This is a genomic window from Allorhizobium sonneratiae, from assembly GCF_023700755.1.
Lineage (GTDB): Bacteria > Pseudomonadota > Alphaproteobacteria > Rhizobiales > Rhizobiaceae > Allorhizobium > Allorhizobium sonneratiae.
The window spans coordinates 145,758-163,876 of the sequence record NZ_JAMKOJ010000004.1 but is presented as its reverse complement, the minus strand read 5'-3'; the positions used below and the strand labels follow the sequence as shown (position 1 = coordinate 163,876).

General features: G+C 60.4%; 17 protein-coding genes. 10 read left to right on the top strand and 7 right to left on the bottom strand.

Annotated features, from left to right (window positions below):
- Positions 1-67: 67 nt before the first annotated feature.
- Positions 68-1,300 carry an ABC transporter substrate-binding protein gene (locus NAC44_RS08940; protein WP_250940065.1) on the bottom strand — a complete coding sequence of 411 codons (1,233 nt, stop codon included), beginning with the start codon at positions 1,298-1,300 and terminating at the stop codon, positions 68-70.
- A gap of 159 nt (positions 1,301-1,459) precedes the next feature.
- On the opposite strand from NAC44_RS08940, the gene NAC44_RS08935 reads away from it, so the two are divergent.
- On the top strand, positions 1,460-2,392 hold the full coding sequence (locus NAC44_RS08935; protein WP_250940064.1) for a helix-turn-helix domain-containing protein: 933 nt from the start codon (positions 1,460-1,462) through the stop codon (positions 2,390-2,392).
- 44 nt (positions 2,393-2,436) lie between these two features.
- Here the strand turns inward: NAC44_RS08935 and NAC44_RS08930 are convergent, their stop codons facing one another.
- Genes NAC44_RS08930 through NAC44_RS08910 form a run of 5 tightly spaced genes read right to left on the bottom strand, consistent with a single transcriptional unit; the run spans position 2,437 to position 7,522 of the window.
- A complete protein-coding gene (locus tag NAC44_RS08930; protein ID WP_250940063.1) occupies positions 2,437-3,222 on the bottom strand; it encodes an SDR family oxidoreductase in 786 nt (261 codons plus the stop codon).
- Between the two features lie 22 nt (positions 3,223-3,244).
- Complete coding sequence (locus NAC44_RS08925) at positions 3,245-4,204, bottom strand: sugar-binding transcriptional regulator (RefSeq protein ID WP_250940062.1); 960 nt, start codon at positions 4,202-4,204, stop codon at positions 3,245-3,247.
- A gap of 33 nt (positions 4,205-4,237) precedes the next feature.
- Positions 4,238-5,725 carry an FGGY family carbohydrate kinase gene (locus NAC44_RS08920; RefSeq protein ID WP_250940061.1) on the bottom strand — a complete coding sequence of 496 codons (1,488 nt, stop codon included), beginning with the start codon at positions 5,723-5,725 and terminating at the stop codon, positions 4,238-4,240.
- Between the two features lie 22 nt (positions 5,726-5,747).
- Positions 5,748-6,710, bottom strand: a complete 963-nt coding sequence (locus NAC44_RS08915) for a transketolase family protein (RefSeq protein ID WP_250940060.1) — start codon at positions 6,708-6,710, stop codon at positions 5,748-5,750.
- A complete protein-coding gene (locus tag NAC44_RS08910) occupies positions 6,707-7,522 on the bottom strand; it encodes a transketolase (protein ID WP_250940059.1) in 816 nt (271 codons plus the stop codon). The genes NAC44_RS08915 and NAC44_RS08910 overlap by 4 nt, the downstream gene beginning before the upstream one ends.
- 218 nt (positions 7,523-7,740) lie before the next feature.
- Here NAC44_RS08910 and NAC44_RS08905 point away from each other — a divergent pair, with 218 nt between their 5' ends.
- From NAC44_RS08905 to NAC44_RS08890, 4 genes are all read left to right on the top strand, one after another.
- Positions 7,741-8,721 carry an ABC transporter permease gene (locus NAC44_RS08905; protein WP_250940526.1) on the top strand — a complete coding sequence of 327 codons (981 nt, stop codon included), beginning with the start codon at positions 7,741-7,743 and terminating at the stop codon, positions 8,719-8,721.
- A 240-nt stretch (positions 8,722-8,961) separates the two neighbouring features.
- Positions 8,962-9,891, top strand: a complete 930-nt coding sequence (locus NAC44_RS08900) for a sugar ABC transporter substrate-binding protein (RefSeq protein WP_250940058.1) — start codon at positions 8,962-8,964, stop codon at positions 9,889-9,891.
- 118 nt (positions 9,892-10,009) lie between these two features.
- Positions 10,010-11,488, top strand: a complete 1,479-nt coding sequence (locus NAC44_RS08895; RefSeq protein WP_250940057.1) for a sugar ABC transporter ATP-binding protein — start codon at positions 10,010-10,012, stop codon at positions 11,486-11,488.
- 122 nt (positions 11,489-11,610) lie between these two features.
- Positions 11,611-12,399 (top strand): SDR family oxidoreductase, encoded by a 789-nt coding sequence (locus NAC44_RS08890; protein ID WP_250940056.1) that lies wholly within the window; start codon positions 11,611-11,613, stop codon positions 12,397-12,399.
- 36 nt (positions 12,400-12,435) lie between these two features.
- On the opposite strand, the gene NAC44_RS08885 is transcribed toward NAC44_RS08890, so the two are convergent.
- The gene (locus NAC44_RS08885; RefSeq protein ID WP_250940055.1) at positions 12,436-13,323 is read right to left on the bottom strand and encodes a LysR substrate-binding domain-containing protein; all 888 of its coding nucleotides are present in this window, start codon (positions 13,321-13,323) and stop codon (positions 12,436-12,438) included.
- Positions 13,324-13,586: 263 nt separating this feature from the next.
- Here NAC44_RS08885 and NAC44_RS08880 point away from each other — a divergent pair, with 263 nt between their 5' ends.
- The 5 genes from NAC44_RS08880 to NAC44_RS08860 all read left to right on the top strand — a co-directional run bounded on the left by NAC44_RS08880 (position 13,587) and on the right by NAC44_RS08860 (position 18,087).
- Entirely contained in the window at positions 13,587-14,429 is an 843-nt protein-coding gene (locus NAC44_RS08880; RefSeq protein ID WP_250940054.1) for a transporter substrate-binding domain-containing protein, read from the top strand.
- Between the two features lie 88 nt (positions 14,430-14,517).
- The gene (locus tag NAC44_RS08875) at positions 14,518-15,192 is read left to right on the top strand and encodes an aspartate/glutamate racemase family protein (protein WP_250940053.1); all 675 of its coding nucleotides are present in this window, start codon (positions 14,518-14,520) and stop codon (positions 15,190-15,192) included.
- Between the two features lie 33 nt (positions 15,193-15,225).
- Positions 15,226-15,885: an amino acid ABC transporter permease gene (locus tag NAC44_RS08870; protein WP_250940052.1), complete on the top strand. Its 660-nt coding sequence runs from the start codon at positions 15,226-15,228 to the stop codon at positions 15,883-15,885.
- A gap of 19 nt (positions 15,886-15,904) precedes the next feature.
- Positions 15,905-16,675, top strand: a complete 771-nt coding sequence (locus NAC44_RS08865; protein WP_274706840.1) for an amino acid ABC transporter ATP-binding protein — start codon at positions 15,905-15,907, stop codon at positions 16,673-16,675.
- 158 nt (positions 16,676-16,833) lie between these two features.
- Positions 16,834-18,087, top strand: a complete 1,254-nt coding sequence (locus NAC44_RS08860) for an NAD(P)/FAD-dependent oxidoreductase (protein ID WP_250940051.1) — start codon at positions 16,834-16,836, stop codon at positions 18,085-18,087.
- Positions 18,088-18,119 lie beyond the last annotated feature (32 nt).

Below are 18,119 nucleotides of genomic sequence, written 5' to 3'. Positions count from 1 at the left end.
TTAGAGAGCACTGTCCGGAGAAAAGCGCGTTGCGGTTTTCCGTCCGGACAGGCGGAACAACAAAGCTCTAGCGATAGGCGCGCTCGCGCACCTTGTCGAGCCGCTTGAGGATCTGGTCGAGCTTGTCCGGCTTGACCATGAATTCCTGGAAGCCTTCCATGCCGGCCTTGGCCATTTCAGCCGGTGCGTCGCGGTCATAGAACTGCGAGAGGGCGGAAGCCTTGGACAGCATGTTGAAGCCCTGCTTCAGGAAGGGATCGCTCGGTTCCGGCGCCTTGTTGTTGACCGGCAGCTGGCCCATGGTCGCTGTCATCTTGGCCTGAACCTCAGGCTCTGCGATATAAGCGAGGAAGACCTTGGCGTCCTTCATGTTCTTCGCATGGGCGGAGATGTTGAAGGTGTCGGTCGGCGCTTCTTCGGCGTCGGGGATGGAGGGATTGATGGTCGGGAATTGCAGGAAGCCGATCTGGTCTTCCTTCAACCCGCCGAGCTTCATCGTCGCCACGGCGAAATTGCCCATCAGATACATGGCGGCCTTGCCCTGCACCATCAGCGGCACGGCATCCTGCCAGTCGAGCGCGGCATGATTGTCGATGAAATAGCCCGGCTTGATCAGCTCGTCCCATTTGGCAAACACGGCTTTGACGCGCGGATCGGTATAGGGAATCTTGCCATTGGTCAGCTGCATATGGAAATCATAGCCGTTGACGCGCAGGTCGAGATAATCGAACCAGCCAGCCGTCGGCCAGAGCGCCTTGGTGCCGATGGTGAAGGGGGTGATGCCGTCCTTCTTCAGCTTGGCGCAGGCCGCCAGAAGCTCGTCCCAGGTCTTGGGCGGCGTGATGCCTTCTTTGGCGAAAATATCCTTACGGTAATAAATGCCCCACTGGTAATAGGTGTAGGGAACACCCCATTGCTTGCCATCGATGGTCATTGACGGCAGCGCCGACTTCATCTGCGCGTCCCAGCCGTTTTGCTTCCACAGATCCGAGACGTCGGCAACCAGACCGGATTTGACGAAGGGAGCCATGCGGTTGCCGGAATACCAGGTGAACACATCCGGCGGATCGGCGGTGAGAAAGTTGCGGATCGCCGACTTGTAACCTTCATGGTCGAAATTGTTCCACTTGACGGTGATGTCGGGATGGATTTTTTCGAAATCGTCGATCAGGGTCTGAACGGCTTTTTTCGGCACGGGGTCGGATTGATCGGAATTGAAGACAATCTGCCCGGCATGAGCGCCGGTTGCAGACAGCGCAGCCGTCAGCGCAAGCCCGTAAAGGCTCTTCTTAAAAGTCATGGGTTCCTCCCTCTAAACAAGGTCCGCCATTTCGGGCGGCGTGTTTCGCCAGAACGCGCCTCTACCCGTGCGCCATGTCGAAAGCCTCTTGATCATTTCCATCTTATCCGTAATTCTCTACCAGTATTTTGATGAATCTTTCCGGAATCCTAAGGTCACATGGTTCCTTCCCCCTCACATTTTCAGGAAGAAGCGGATGCGGTGCATCTGCGGCTCAATCCGGCGCATCCTCTGGTTGTTTTTGGCGACCATCGTTTCTGTGCCGGCGCATTGAAAGAAGTGCAGGTCATGGCCGGGCCGCATATGCACAGCCAGATCGAGCTGAATTTCGTGCTTGAAGGCGAAATGACCTACTGGTTCGATGGCCGGGAACTGACGGTGCGCGAGGGCAGGCTCTGCCTGTTCTGGGGCATGATCCCGCATCAGGTCATTGCCCGGCCCAAGGGCACGCTGTTTGTCTGCCTTTATGTACCGATGTCGGTTTTTCTGGCACGCGCCACGCTCAGCCGGTTTCGCGATGCGGTGTTTCGCGGCGCAGTGATCGAGGCGCAAGAAATCTATCCCTATGATCGCGATTTCTTCATCCGCTGGCATGATGAATTGCTGCAGGGCGATGAGGCACTGGCCGAGATCGTCCGCGACGAGTTGATGGCGCGGGTGCTGCGCATCGACCGTGACGGTTGGCGCGACCTGCGCGAACAGGGCTCGGCGCTGGCCAGCCTGGGCCAGGCCGATGCCGGACGCGCCGCGCATGTGGAAAACATGCTGCGCTTCATCGGCGAACATGCGCTGGAGCCGATTTCCACCGAAGATGTCGGCAAGGCGGCGGGGCTGAACCCCAATTATGCCATGAGCCTGTTCAAGCGCACGGTCGGCATGACGGTCAATCAGGCGATCATCCGCCATCGGCTGGATACGGCACAATCGCTTTTGATCGCCACGGACCTGCCGATCACCCAGATTGCTTATGAATCGGGCTTCAATTCCCTCTCGGCCTTTTATGAGGCCTTCCACCGGCGCTTTCACGAAAAGCCGGTGGATTTTCGTCGCCGAATGCATGAAAACGGGCAAAAACAGACGGATACGGGATGATGAGGCAGTAGATGTGCAGTAAGCCGTAACATGACAGGATCGGCTTACGACATGATCAGGCCGCCATCGACATTGATGGTCTGGCCGGTGATATAGGCGGCGTCTGCGGAGGCGAGAAAGGCGACGAGAGCGGCGACCTCTGCCGGGGTTCCGGCGCGGCGCATCGGAATATTGGCCACCCATTCCGCCATCAGTGCGCCCGGCGCATAGTCACCGAGCATCTTGCCCCAGACGCGGTCGTTATAATCCCACATGTCGGTATGGATGATGCCGGGGCAGATGGCATTGACGGTGATGCCTTCCGGTGCCAGTTCCTTGGCAAGGCTCTGGGTCAGGCCGATCACGCCGAATTTCGAGGCGGCATAATGGGGCGTGTAGATAAAGCCCTGCCGGGCCTGGCCGGAGGCCGTGTTGATCAGCCGCCCCTTCACACCCTTGGCGCGGAACCGGCGAATGGCTTCCTGGCAGCATAAAAACGCGCCCTTGGTGTTGACCTCAAGATTGAGATCCCATTCGGCCTCGCTCAGATCCTCAATTCTGGCAATGGTGATGACACCGGCATTCTGTACCGAAACCGTGAGGGGGCCAAGCTCTGCCTCTGCCATGTCATAGGCCGCACGCACCGCATGCTGATCGCGCACATCGAGTTGCAGTCCCACGGTTTTTGTCCCGGTTTCGGCTGCAAGCCGTTCCGCGATGGCGGGTGTGTCGGCCTCAAGGGCGGCGATGGCCACCTGTGCGCCTTCCTCGGCAAAGCGACGGGCAATGCCATAGCCGATGCCCTTGTTGCCGCCGCTGATGAAAACGGTCTCTCCTTCAAAACGCCTCATGTTGTCCTCCCGGTTTACAAGATCAAGACGGTGCCTCCAGCAGCCGTTCTGCGGTGAACCGGTCTGTCACCAGAACGTCGATGACCCCGGTTTTCAAGGCGCCGGCAATGGCTTCGGTTTTCTTCTGCCCGCCGGCCAGCGCAATCACCCGCTCGACACGGGACAGATCTTCGAGCGGCAGACCGATCACCCGGTCGTCGAGCGGGGTCTTCACCGTCTTGCCGGTCCGGTCGAAAAACCGCAGCGAAATGTCGCCCACCGCGCCTGCTTCCGCCAGATCGGAGAGTTCGCGGGTGGAAAAGATATTGCCGGAGCGGGCCAGCAATTCGGAAGGCTCCACCGCACCGATGCCGACAATCGCCAGCGTGATGGTCGAAAACAGCTCCATGGTCTCGCGCACGAAAGGATCGGACAGCATCAGAAGCTTTGCCTCACGCGAGGAGGCAAGGCCCTGAACCGGCAGAAGTTTCGGCTCTGCACCCGTCAGCCGCGCCAGCCGCGTGGTCAATTGCGTCGCATGGGTCTGCACGGACGGATCGCCCATGCCGCCCAGCGTCTGCACCACATATTTCGCCACCGTGCCTTTCTGCGGATGAATGTTTTCGACCATTTTGAAAATGGTCTGGCTCCAGCTTGAGACCCCGATCACCTCACCGGCAGACAGCGTCGCCTCGACAAGATGGGCGGCTGCCTCGCCGATGCGGGCCATGATTGCGCCGTCGCGGTCTTCCGAACAGTCGACGACAATGGCTTCCGGCAGGCCATAACGGGCGCGCAGGCCGTCTTCCAGAGGGCTGAACGTGCCGGCCGGCGGAATGACGCTGGTGCGGACAATGCCTTCCGCCTCTGCCCGCTTCAGCATGCGCGACACGGTGGCCTGCGACAGATGCAGATGTTCGGCGATATCGGCCTGGCGCTTGCGCTCGATGTAATACATCTGGGCGACGCGGGTGATCAGTCGCAGTTCATTGATCCGGCCCAAGATCTTCCTCCATCGGTGAATAGTTATTCACGTTTAGAAGCTCTCGGGCAAAAGGGAAAGCGGCTTTACCGCCTCCGGCCTGTGGGTGGCGCGGGTCACGGCATCCTGCCAGAGCGCCAATCGTGCGGCCTGATCGCCATTGTGTGGCGCAATTGCCGTACCGTCCTCAGCCAGTGTGGCAATCTCGTCAAGCGTGTTCCAGAAGCCAATGGCAAGACCGGCAAGATAGGCCGCCCCCAGCGCCGAGGCCTCTGCTGCATCGCGCTGGATGACCGGCTGGCCGAGAAGATCGGCAACGCATTGCATGAGGAAGCGGTTGCGGCTTGGGCCGCCATCGACGAAAAGACGGCCCGTGGCGCTGTCTGCCTGCGCGCGCATGGCGGCCACCACATCATGCACCTGAAAGGCGATGGAATCGGTGACGGCGCGGGCCATCTGCGCCCGGCTGGTGGAAAAATTGATCTGCGAAAACAAGGCCCGCGAGGCCGTATCCCAATAGGGCGCGCCAAGACCGACGAAAGCCGGTACGAAGCCGGGGCCACCGGGCTCTGCCGTTGCGGCGAGATCGCAGAGTTCGGCAACATCGGCAAGTCCGAGAATCCCGGCCATCCAGGGCAGGCTTGCCGCCGAAACGAGAATATTGCCCTCGAAGGCAAAGACCGGCTCGCCCTTTAGCCGCCAGGCGACCGTGGTGGTGATGCCCTTGTCGGGCGCAACATAGGCGGGCAGCGTGCGCATGACGGAAGAGCCGGTGCCGAACGTGACCTTGCCGTCACCGGGGCGGAACGCGCCGTGGCTGAAGAGGGCCGCATGGCTGTCGCCAATGGCGGAAGCCACCGGAATGCCATCGGCAAGACCCGGCACGCCCTTCGTGACGCCGAAGGCGCCGGAACTGTCGCGCACATCGGGCAGGACATCTTTGTTGACACCGAAAAGCGTGCAAAGCTCGTCGCTCCAGACCTGTTTTTTCAGATCGAAAAGCTGGCTGCGGGCCGCATTGGCGGCATCGCAGGCATGGGTCCTGCCGCCGGTCAGGCAATGGATCAGCCAGGCATCGATGGTGCCAAGCCGCAAGGGGCGGTTTTTCGGGGCGCGCTCCATCAGCCAGCGCATTTTCGCGCCGGGAAACATCGGGTCGAGCGGCAGGCCGGTCAGTTCCATCACCCGCGCCGTTAGTCCTGCGGCGATGAGCCGTTCACAATCCGGCGCGGTGCGGCGGCATTGCCAGCTCAGCACCGGCCCAAGCGGCTCGCCGGTCTCGCCATCCCAGATGGTGACCGATTCGCGCTGGTTGGACAGGGCAATCGCCTCAATATTTGCTTCCGGGCAGGCCGCCAGACAGGCGGCAATCGCTTCCAGCACCGAGGCCCAGAGCCGTTTCGGGTCCTGTTCGACAAAACCCGGCTCCGGATAGGCAATGCCGACGGCGGCAGAGCCGCGCGCCAGGATCGTGCCGCGTTCCGAGACAAGAACGGCCTTGGAATTGGTCGTGCCCTGATCGATGGCGAGAATGGCGCGCATCATACTCCTCCCCGTCTCGCCTTTATGACGATTTGCGTTTGATCAGCTCCAGCGCAGCCTCGACAATCGCCTGCGGGGCCATGCCGAAATCATCCAGCAGCGCTTCAGCCGAGCCGGTATGGGCATAGACACCCGGCACGCCGAGCCGCGTCATCGGCACAGGCCGGTGATCGACCACAACCTCGGCCACGGCGGAACCGAGACCGCCGAAGATCGAATGTTCTTCCGCCGTCAGGATGGCGCCGGTTTCGCTGGCGGCGGCAATGATCGCCTCTTCATCGATGGGCCGCACGGTCGCCATATTCAGCACCCGCGCCTTGACCCCATGCTGGAGGAGAAGATCGGCGGCCTTGACGATGCGATGGGTCAGCGTGCCATTGGCGATCAGGGTTAGATCCATGCCCTCGCGCAGCAGATTGGCCTTGCCGGGGACAAACACATGGCCTTCCGGCAGCAGGTCAGGCACGCCAACGCGCGACAGCCGCAGGAAACAGGGTCCGGCATAGCTGGCGGCCCATGCCACCGCCGCCGCCGTCTCGATGCGGTCGCAAGGGGCAATCACCGGCAGATTGGGCAGCACGCGGGTCCAGGCGAAATCCTCGATGGAATGATGGGTCGGGCCAAGCTCACCATAGGCCATGCCGGAGGAAATGCCGACAAGCTTCACATTGGCGTTGGAATAGGAAATATCCGCCTTGATCTGTTCCAGCGACCGGCCCGTAAGAAAACAGGAGGCGGCGCAGACAAAGGGCAGCCGCCCGCCATTGGCAAGGCCCGCGCCCACGCCGACCATATTCTGCTCGGCAATGCCGACATTGACCAGACGGTCGGGAAATTTCGCCTTGAAGCCGCCGAGCTTGGAGGAGCCGACGGAATCGTTGCACACCGCAACAATCGTCTGATCGGCGCTCGCCAGCCGTTCCAGCGTTTCGGCGAAAGCATCGCGGCAGTCATGCAGTTTTTCAGTCTTCACCGGTACGTTCATCCCTTTGCCTCCGACAGTTCCGCCAGCGCGATCTCATATTGCTCCCGGTTTGGCACCTTGTGATGCCAGTCCACTTTATCCTGCATGAAGGAAATGCCATGGCCCTTGTTGGTATGGGCGACGATGCAATACGGCCTGCCCTCAGGCCGGTGCTCCAGCGCCTCGACGATACCGGCCATGGCGTGACCGTCGATCTCGCGTACCGCCCAGCCAAAGGCTTCGAGCTTGGGTTTCAGCGGCGCGATATCATTGGTCTCGGACAGGGCGGCCCCCTGCTGGAAGCGGTTATGATCGACAATCAGCGTCAGATTGTCGAGGCCGAACTGATGGGCGGCCATGATTGCTTCCCAGTTCGAGCCTTCCTGCATTTCGCCGTCGCCGGTCATCACATAGGTGCGGTAATCCGCCCCCGACAGCTTTGCCGCCTTGGCCATGCCCACCGCCACCGGCAGGCCGTGGCCGAGCGGGCCGGTATTGGTTTCCACCCCCGGCACCTTGTTGCAATTGGGGTGACCGTTCAGCCGCGAACCCGGCTTGAGAAAGGTTGAAATCTCCTCTTCCGGCAAAAAGCCGCGCCGGGCCAGCGTCACATAAAGCGCGCAGGCCGTATGCCCCTTCGACAGCACGAAACGGTCGCGGCCGGGATGTTTCGGTTCTTGCGGATCGATCCGCAGCACGCGGAAATACAGCGCCGTCAGAATGTCGATGGCCGACATCTCGCCGCCGATATGACCGGCACCTGCTTCGAAAACGGCCTGCAGATCCCGTCTGCGGATCTGGCGCGCCATGTGTTCCAGCTCTTGCACCTGCATGAAAACCCCTTGCTGCATAAATATGCGTTAGGTGATATTTTTGCAGAAGCCTGCGACCTGTCAAGCCGTTCGGGCAAAAATAAATTTACAGCCCGTTAAATTCGATGGGTGGATTGGGTGTTGACAGGATCGAAGGTGATTGCTATCGAATTAAATAACAGATGCGAATATTTATGCATATCGGTCTGGCGGAGGCTGGCGACCGGTTGGGAGGAGACATGGTATCGCTCGACGTGAAGCGGCAGGATGCGCGTTTGCGCTTTCAGCCGGGCTTTCTCAGCGGGGTAACAGGCCCGCTTCTTGGGCTTGTGGCGCTCTGCCTGTTTTTAAGCCTGACCAGCGACAGCTTTCTGTCGCTCAGAAACGGGCTGAACATTCTCGACCAGATCACCGTGCTTGGCATCATGGCCGTCGGCATGAGCTTTGTCATCCTGATCGGCGGTATCGATCTGTCCGTCGGCTCGGTTCTGGCGCTTTCAATGATGGTCATGGGCTGGACGGCCAATGTGGCGGGTCTGCCGATGGCGCTGGCAATTCCGGCGGCGCTTGTCGCCTCGGCCTTGAGCGGCCTTGCTGTGGGCGTCATGGTTACCCGCTTTCGCGTGCCCGCCTTTATCGCCACGCTGGCCATGATGTCGGTTGCCCGCGGCCTGGCCAACATGATCACCGATGGCCAGCAGATCGTCGGTTTTCCCGACTGGTTCATGATGCTCGCCATCGACAGGCATTTCGGCATTCTGACGGCCACTGTCGCCATCATGCTGATCGTGGCTTTGCTGGCCTTTGTCTTTCTCAAATATCGTGCCGAAGGTCGGATGCTTTATGCCGTGGGCGGCAATCCGGAAGTGGCGCGGCTTGCGGGCATCAGCGTCACCCGCGTCACGCTGGGCGTCTATGTCGTCTCGGCGGTTCTGGCCGGTCTTGCGGGCATCGTGCTGGCAGCAAGGCTCGATTCGGTGCAGCCGTCGAGCGGGCTTGGCTATGAGCTCGACACGATTGCCGCCGTGGTCATTGGTGGCACCTCGCTGTCCGGCGGCGCCGGTGGCATTGGCGGCACGCTGATCGGTGTGCTGATCATCGGCGTGCTGCGCAACGGCCTCAATCTTCTCAATGTCTCGCCCTTCGTGCAGCAGGTGGTGATCGGCGCGGTCATCGTCGTTGCCGTTGCCGCCGAAACGCTGCGCCGTCGCAGCCGCTGACATCTGCCCGCCTGCCATGATCGGGCGGGTCAACCAGGCTTTCCCTTCACTGGCCCTTCACGGGCCGGGGCGGGACAGAAAAGACCTCAAGGGGGGGAGGACCAAACCCTTGGAGTTTGTCAGGGAAAAATGGAACCCGGTTTTCCCGAAAAGACGTAGGAAAACAAAGGTCTCTGGAGCCTTACCGGTTCACGCTGAACCTGACGGCCTCCAGGCCGAAACAAATCTTAGGAGGACATCATGAAATTCGCCCGCATTCTTCTCGCCTCGGCTGCGGTTCTTGCCGTTTCGCTCGGCTCCGTTCAGGCCAAGGACGCCAAGAAGATCGGCCTTGCGGTGGCCAATCTTCAGGCCAACTTCTTCAACCAGATCAAGCAGTCGGTCGAAGCCGAAGCCAAGGCGCGCGGCATTGACGTCATCACCGTTGACGCCAAGGGAGACGGCCCGACCCAGGTCAACCAGATCCAGGATCTTCTGACCCAGAATATCGATGCGCTGATCTATATTCCCGCCGGTGCGGCTGCCGCCACCGTGCCGGTCAAGCTGGCAAAGGCTGCGGGCGTTCCGGTGGTCAATGTCGACCGCAATGCCGAAGGCGCACCGGGCGACACCTTCATCGCCACCGATTCCGTCGCCTCGGCCAAGGCGGTCTGCGACTACATCATCAAGGAAGCCGGCGGCAAGGGCAAGATGGTCATCATCCATGGTCAGAAGGGCACGACGCCGGAAGTTGACCGCACCAAGGGCTGCATGGAAGCCGTCAAGGCCCATCCGGATGTCAAGGTGGTGGCCGAGCAATGGTCCAACATGTGGAGCCAGGATGAAGGCTTCCAGATCATGCAGAACATGTTGCAGGCGCATCCCGATGTGAAGATCGTCTTTGCCCAGGCAGACGGTCTGGCGCTCGGTGCGGCGCAGGCGATCAAGGTCGCCAATCCCAACCACAAGATCGCCGTTGGCGGTTTCGATGGCGACACCGCCGCACTTGAAGCGCTGAAAAACGGCGTCTTCGACGTGACCGCCACCCAGCAGACCCAGAAAATGGGCCGCATGGCCGTCGATATGGCGATCAAGCTGGTCAAGGGTGAGAAAGTGCCGCCGGTGCAGCTGCAAAACGCCACGCTGACCACCAAGGACAATGTTGCAGGCTTCATCGCCAACCATCCCTGATTTGGCCCAAGCATCCCTGCTTGAGCAAGGACAAGATCCTCCCGGGGCGGTCCCGATTTCTGCAAAGGGTCGGGGCCGTCCAGACAGACGCAATCACCGTGGCTGAGGAGACCGCGCCATGACAGAACCGCTTTTGAGCCTGAAAGGCATCAGCAAGTCCTATGGCCCGGTCGAGGTTCTGCGCTCCATCGACCTCGATATTCATCCGGGCGAGGTCGTGGCGCTTCTGGGCGAAAACGGCGCGGGGAAATCGACTTTATCGGGCATTATTGCCGGGTCGCGCACGCCCTCGGAAGGCACGATGCGCTGGCTGGGCAAAGACTATGCTCCCGCCTCGCCGCGCGAGGCGATCGACAAGGGCGTGGTGCTGATCCATCAGGAGCTTCAGCTTCTGCCGGAACTGTCCATCGCGGAAAATGTGTTTATCGGCCGCTGGCCGATGAAAAACGGCGTGGTCGACCGCAAGATGATGGTCGAGCGCGCGCAGGCACAGCTCGCCCGGCTCAACCTGCATATCCCTGCCACCCGCAAGGTGGCGGGGCTGTCCACCGCTCAGCAGCAATTGATCGAAATCGCCAAGGCGCTGGCGCTCAATGCCCGGCTGATGATCCTGGATGAGCCGACGGCAGCGCTCGGCGGCGCTGAAACGGAGGCGCTGTTCGAGCAGGTGCGCAAGCTGAGGGCCGAAGGCGTCGGCATCATCTATATCTCGCACCGCATGGAGGAGATCGCCCGGATTGCCGACCGTATCGTGGTGCTGCGCGACGGAGTGCGCGTTCATGAATTTGCCGACAGCGACACCCCGGTGCGCACCATCGTCGAAAGCATGGTTGGCCGGTCGCTGGAGCGGATGTTCCCGCCTTTAGCAGAGCCGGGCAAGGAAAAACTGCTGGAAGTCCGGGATCTGAGCGGAGCCAATGGCGCATTTGACGGCGTGAGTTTCGATCTTCATGCCGGTGAAATTCTCGGCATTGCCGGGCTGATCGGCGCTGGCCGCACCGAATTGGTGCGCGCCATCTGCGGCGCCGATCCGCTGAAAGGCGGCACGATCCGGCTGAAGGGTGAGGCGGTTCAGCTGAAAGACCCGGCGCAGGCGATTGAAAAAGGCATTGTCATGGTGCCTGAGGATCGCAAATTTCAGGGACTGGTGGTCGAGCACAGGATCGGTGAAAACATCGCTTACGCCAATCTCGACCGTTATGCGGGCGGCTGGGTGACGCGCGCCCGCACTGCTGCTCTGGTCGGAAAAGCCTTGGCCGCCTTCGGTGTCAAGGGCCGGGCCGAGCAACCGGCCAGCGACCTTTCCGGCGGCAACCAGCAGAAGGTCGTGATCGCCAAATGGCTGATCCGCAATCCGACCGTTGTGGTGCTGGATGAGCCGACCCGCGGCATCGATGTCGGCGCGCGCGCCGGAATTTACGACATCATCGCCGATCTGGCCCGTCAGGGCGTCGGCGTCATCGTCGTCAGCTCCGATCTTGAAGAGGTGCTTGGCGTTTCCAACCGCATTCTGGTGCTGGCGCAGGGTAAGCAGACCGGTATTCTTGCGCACGAAAACGCCAATGACGTCTCGATCATGGAGCTTGCGACGCTCTGATCCTGTCGCGCAAGACAGCGCGGTGACGTTTTATACAATGCACAAAGAACGCTGTAGCACTTTAAATTTGCTGCAACGGTCATCTCCCGGTTTTCAGCAGTCAGGTTAAGGAAGGAAATGCAATGTCCGCCATCACGCTCAACGCGCCGAAACTTTTCGATCTCAGCGCTCAGGTGGCGCTCGTCACCGGGGCCGGCAGCGGCATCGGTCAGCGCATTGCCATCGGCCTTGCCCAATGCGGTGCGGATGTGGCGCTTCTGGACCGGCGCAGCGATGACGGTCTGCAGCAGACAGCCGATGCCATTGCCGCAACCGGGCGCCGTTCGATCAGCCTTGCTGCCGATGTCACAGTCAAGGCTGCCCTTGCCGATGCCGTTTTACGCACGGAAAAAGAGCTTGGACCCCTGAGGCTCGCCGTCAATGCCGCCGGGATTGCCAATGCCAATCCGGCCGAGGAGATGGCGGAAGAGCAGTTCCAGACGATGATGGACATCAATCTGAAGGGCGTCTTCCTGTCCTGCCAGGCCGAGGCACAGGCGATGCTGAAACATGGGCGCGGCGCCATCGTCAACATTGCCTCCATGTCCGGCGTCATCGTCAATCGCGGCCTGAGCCAATGCCATTACAATGCCTCGAAGGCAGGCGTGATCCACATGACCAAATCCATGGCGATGGAATGGGTGGGCCGCGGCATTCGTGTCAACACCATCTCGCCCGGCTATACGGCGACGCCGATGAACACCCGACCGGAAATGGTGCACCAGACCAAACTGTTTGAAGAACAGACGCCGATGGGCCGCATGGCCCATGTCGATGAAATGGTCGGTCCCGCCGTCTTCCTGCTCTCCGATGCGGCAAGCTTCGTCACCGGCGTCGATCTTCTCGTCGATGGCGGCTTCTGCTGCTGGTAAAGCCAATACAGCGCTGTGCTCGTCATTGTCATATGGCTATTTGCGAAGACTGCGCAGCAGCCAGTCGCGGAAGACGATGACATTGGGGTTGTGCGACTTCCGCTCCGGATAGACCAGATAATAGGAATCGTCTGACTGGACCGGCTCGCCAAAGGGCATGTGCAGCAGACCGTTTGCCAGTTCCTGACGCACATAGAAGGTCGGCACGACGGCAAGGCCGAGACCGTGAATGGCGGCATTGATGATCATCTCATGATGGGCAAAACGTGTGCCCTGAATGCGGCCGCTATAGGAGAGTTCTGCAAGGCGCAGCCAGTTGAGCCAGAGGCTGGGACGCCCGGAATTCTGCAAAAGCGGATAGTCGGCAAATTGCAGCGGGTCGAGCTTGCTGCCGGGGGCAATGAGCGCCGGAGAGGCGACAACCGCCAGCATTTCCGGAAAGAGTTCGATGGCGCGGGCGTGAAGCCAGGTGCCTGCACCGCGCAGAATGGCAAGATCAAGCCGTGTGGTTTCAAAATCCGTCGATGGCATGGCCGGCATGATCTCGAGCGGAATATCGGGATAGGAGCGGATGAAGGATCCAAGCCGCTCCGGCAGCCAGCGGGAAGCGAATGTCGGATGGGTGCCGATCATCAGCGAGGCATCGACGCTTCGCCCGCGAACGGCATCGATCGAAATTTCCTCCAGCCTGTCCAGCGTCAGCGCCAGATTGCGGTAGTAATTCGCGCCCGTCTCGGTCAGGACCAGCCGGGGGCCGGAGCGATGGAAAAGCGTGGTTCCGAGAAAGGTTTCAAGACTGCGGATCTGTCGGCTGATGCCGCTCTGGGTCAGGCCGAGGTCGTCTGCCGCACGGGTGAAATTCATATAGCGTGCCGCTGCTTCGAAGGCGTGCAAGGCCGAGAGCGAGGGCAGGTAGCGGCGCATTGTGAAACCTTTCCATCATGACAAAAACTCATGCATGATGGAGTATTCGCAATTTCCCTTGGACCGCAAGATACAGCAAGCTCGCCTTGGTCATTTGATCGTTGATAAGAAAATATTGAGCTGAAGCATGAATTTCGTACTGGCACATGGGAGCGATGTACGAAAGAGAGCATGAAGAGCAATCCCGACAAAGATATCACTCAGCTTTGTCTGGGGAATTGTTTAAAAACGAGATCAAGAAAAGCAACGATGAGGGGTTTGACATGAACAGACGAGAATTTGCGGGCCTTCTCGGCCTTGCAGGCACGGGTGTCGCCGCAACCGCACTGGCAACGCCTGCCATTGCGCAACAGGCGAGCGAATCGACCTTCGACAAGATCCGCAGTTCGAAAAAGCTTCGCGTTGCAGGCATTGTTGGCACGGAACCTTACTATCACAAGGATATTGCCACGGGCCAATGGAGCGGCTTTTGCATGAGCATGGCGCGCGATCTGGCCAAATCCATGGAAGCTGAGGTAGAAATTAGCGAAACCACCTGGGGCAATGCGGTTCTCGATCTGCAATCGAACAAGATCGACATCATGTTTGGCCTGAGCCCGACGCCGTCGCGGGCGCTGGTGGTCGAGTTTACCCGCCCGATCATGCAGAATACCTTCACCATCATCGCCAAATCCGGTCTGGAGCCGAAAACCTGGGATGAGCTGAACAAGCCCGAAATCCGCATCGCCGTTGATATTGGCTCCACACATGATCTCTTCGCCCGTCGCTTTTTGCCCAAGGCCACGCTGATTGCGCTGAAGACGCCGGATGATGCGACCCTTGCCGTACAGGCAGGTCGCGCCGATGCGGTCATTCAGGTGGCGATGCTGTCTCTGGTCACGGTGAAGAAAAACCCGAATGTCGGCAAGATCGTCGTTCCCGCGCCGATCATGCGTCAGCCGACCTGTGCCGGCGTTCGCGCTGAAGCGAGCCCGCGCTTTCGCGTCTTTGTCGATAACTGGCTTGAATATAATCGTTCATCCGGTGTGATCACCGATTGGATCACCTCCAGTCTGGCGCTTGTCGGCGTGCAGAAACAGGATATCCCCGCCGACATCCAGTTCTGATCGCCACGGGCTGCGCCTCACGGCCAGCCTGTCTTGTACCCGCAGTCGGGCCATGTCGCGGCTGCGGGGTCTTCACCATGGTGTAAAGATGAAAAGACCCCTCGGTATCCTGATGCTCGATACCGCTTTCGAGCGTCCCGTCGGCGATGTCGGCAATGCACAGAGCTGGCCTTTCCCGGTGCTTTACAAACGGGTGAAGGGCGCATCCGCCCGCAAGGTGGTGTCCGGGCAGGATGGCGATCTTCTGGACGCCTTCATCGCCGCCGGTGAGGAACTGGTGGCGGAGGGCGCGGTTGCGCTGACGACCTCCTGCGGCTTTCTTGCCCTTCGCCAGACGCAACTTGCAGAGCGCCTGCCTGTTCCGGTCGCCACCTCCAGTCTTTTGCAGATCCCGTCGATTGCAGCCATGCTGCCAAAGGGCAGGAGGGTCGGCGTCATCACCTATGATCGCGCCTCTCTCACGTCCCGGCATTTCGCAGAGGTCGGCGTGCATGCGGTGCCGCCGGTTGCGGGACTGCCGAAAGCCGGTGCCTTTCACGGGGTGATTGAAGGTGGAGAGCCTTATGACGCTGCGGCTCTGGCGGAGGAACTGGCCAGAACGGTCGAAGACCTGTTGCATCATCATGGCGATATCGGTGCGCTGGTGTTTGAATGCACCAATCTGCCGCCGTTTTCGTCACGCATTGCGCGGCAATTCGGGTTGCCGGTTTTCGACAGTCTGACCCTCGGTCGATGGCTTTATTCCAGCCAGCCGGGGATATGAAAGCACGATATAAGAATAAAAAGGGGTTCAACCATGCATTATCAATGGGACTTCGGCTTCCTGCTTCAATATAAGAGCCTGATCTGGACCGGTGTCCTCTATACCATCGGCTTTACGATCGGTACGGCATTGTCGGGCCTGGTTCTTGGCTGCGTCATCGCTCTGGCGCGTTTGTCCAGCCTGCGTTTCATTGGCTCCGTCATCATCGGGTTTACCGAAATTTTCCGCTGTACGCCGGTTCTGGTGCAATTGGTGTGGTGCTATTACGCCCTGCCGATGCTGACGGGCATCGAGATGTCGGCGGGCGTTGCCGCCTTTGTGACGCTGACGCTTTATGGCGGCTCCTTCTTCGGCGAAATCATCCGTGGCGGGATCATCTCCGTCGATCCCGGCCAGTGGGATGCGGGCCGTGCGATTGGTATGCGCCGTCACCAGTTGATGGCGCGGGTCATTCTGCCTCAGGCCTTTCGCCAGATGGTGCCGCCGCTGATGAACCAGACGGTTTTGCAGCTGAAGAACACCTCGCTGCTGTCCGTGCTCGCCGTGCCGGACCTGCTCTATCAGGGACAGCTGATCACCTCGTCCAGCTATCGGCCGCTTGAAACCTACACCATGATCGCCGTGATCTACTTCATCCTCCTCTTCCCGCTGACCCGCTTGGCCCACCGGCTCGAAGCGCGCCGCAGCCACTGATTTTGCGAAGGATCACGCCATGACCAACGAGACCATGATTGAACTGATCGGCGTCCAAAAATCCTTCGGCGATCTGACGGTGCTGAAAGATATTACGCTCAACGTCAAAAGAGGCGATGTCGTTGCGCTGATCGGACCAAGCGGCTCCGGCAAATCGACCCTGTTGCGCAGCGTCAACCTGCTGACGGTTCCGGAAAAAGGCTTTATCCGCGTCGGCAGCCAGGCGATCGACTTTTCCACCACCCGTAACCTGCCGCGCGACAAGGTGCTGGCAGCCTTCCGCGCCCGCACCGGCATGGTGTTCCAGAGCTTCAATCTGTTTCCGCATATGACGGTCGAGCAGAATGTGATGGAAGGGCCGGTGACTGTCTTGCGCATGCCGAAGGCCGAGGCAAAGGCGCTGGCCCATGACCTGCTCGCCAAGGTCGGTCTCGCCGAAAAGGCAAAGGCCCATCCGGACAGCCTGTCCGGCGGGCAAAAGCAGCGGGTCGCGATTGCCCGGGCGCTGGCCATGAAGCCCGAAGTCATGCTGTTTGACGAAGCGACATCGGCACTCGACCCCGAACTGGTGGGCGAGGTGCTGGCCGTCATCCGTTCGCTCGCCGCCGAAGGCATGACCATGCTGCTGGTGACCCATGAAATGGCCTTTGCCAGAGATGTGGCCGACCGGGTGGTCTTCATGCGCGACGGCTGTGTGGTGGAAGAAGGCGAGGCACGACAAGTGATTGAAAACCCGAGAGAACCGGCCACACAGGCCTTTCTCAGCCATTTCCATGGCGGGTTGACTTAAAACTGCTGAAACACCGCGAGGCGCACCGGAACGATCCGCCTCGCGACATAACGACACGTGCGGCTGACACCCTATCCCGCGCTTTCCCCCGAAAGCGTGAAGGAAGACGTGTTGCCGTGTCACAAGAATGACCAATGCCATTTCATAAGGGGCCGAACATGCATGTCACAGTCATTGGCGCGGGCATTGTCGGAGCGTGCACCGCTCTCGAATTGCTGCGTGATGGCCATGAGGTTACGATCATTGAAGCGGGCGAACCGGGTGGGCGACAGGCGGCAAGCTACGGGCACGGCTGCTGGATCAGCCCCGCCTCGGTGGTGCCCATGTCCATGCCGGGGCTCTGGAAACAGGTGCCGGGCTATCTCCTCAATCCCCACGGCCCTCTGGTCATCCGCTGGCAACACAGCGTCAGGCTTTTACCATGGCTTGTCCGTTTTCTGCTGGCCGGGTCCAGCCTGCCGCGCGTCGAACGAACCGCGAAAGCCCTCTCCTCGCTTTTAAAAGACAGTCCCGAACGGCATATGGCACTGGCGGAAAGCATTGGCCAGCCCGAACTGATCAAACGCGAAGGGCTGCTCTATGCCTATCCGGAGCGGGCGGATTTCGAGCGAGAGAAACTGGCCTGGCATTTGCGGCGTCTCACCGGCCTTGTCTGGCGGGAGCTGGACGAGAAAAGCCTCAGGGCACGCGAACCTGCCCTTTCTGACCATTACCGTTTCGGCGTTCTGGCTGAGGCCGGTGCCCATTGCATCGATCCCGGCCGCTATGTGAGCGCTCTCGTTCAGGAGGCGGTCACCCGCGGCGCGCGCCTGATAAAAGCCAGGGCCTTGGGCTTTGCCATGAGCGGTGACCGGCTGATAGCCGTCAGGACCGATCAGGGCGAGATTGCCTGCGACCGCGCAGTGATCACGGCGGGGGTCTGGTCCAAGGTTTTGGCACGAATGGCCGGAGATCGCATTCCGCTCGAATCCGAGCGGGGCTATCACGGCGTGATCGGTGCAGAGGTCAGCGGACCGGCCCATCCCGTCATGCCAAGCGATGGCAAGATGGCCAATACGCCGACGGCGCAGGGGCTGCGTCTCTCCGGTCAGGTGGAGCTGGCTTCGGTGGAGACGCCACCCAACTGGAAACGGGTCGATATTCTGCTTGATCACGCCGCTAAAACCTATTCCGGTCTGGCCAACAGGCAGGACATGCCGGTCGATCGCTGGATGGGACATCGCCCCTCCACGCCCGACGGAAAGCCGGTGATCGGCACGGCATCCAGCTTGCGGGATGTGATCCATGCCTTCGGTCACGGCCATGTCGGTTTTGCCTCAGGCCCGATCACGGGAAGGCTCGCGGCTGATCTTGTCAGCGGCAAGCCGCCGGAACGCGATCTCAGCCCCTTTTCACCGCAGCGCTTCCGATGAAAACGGATTGCGGACCCGGGTGGGGAAGACCC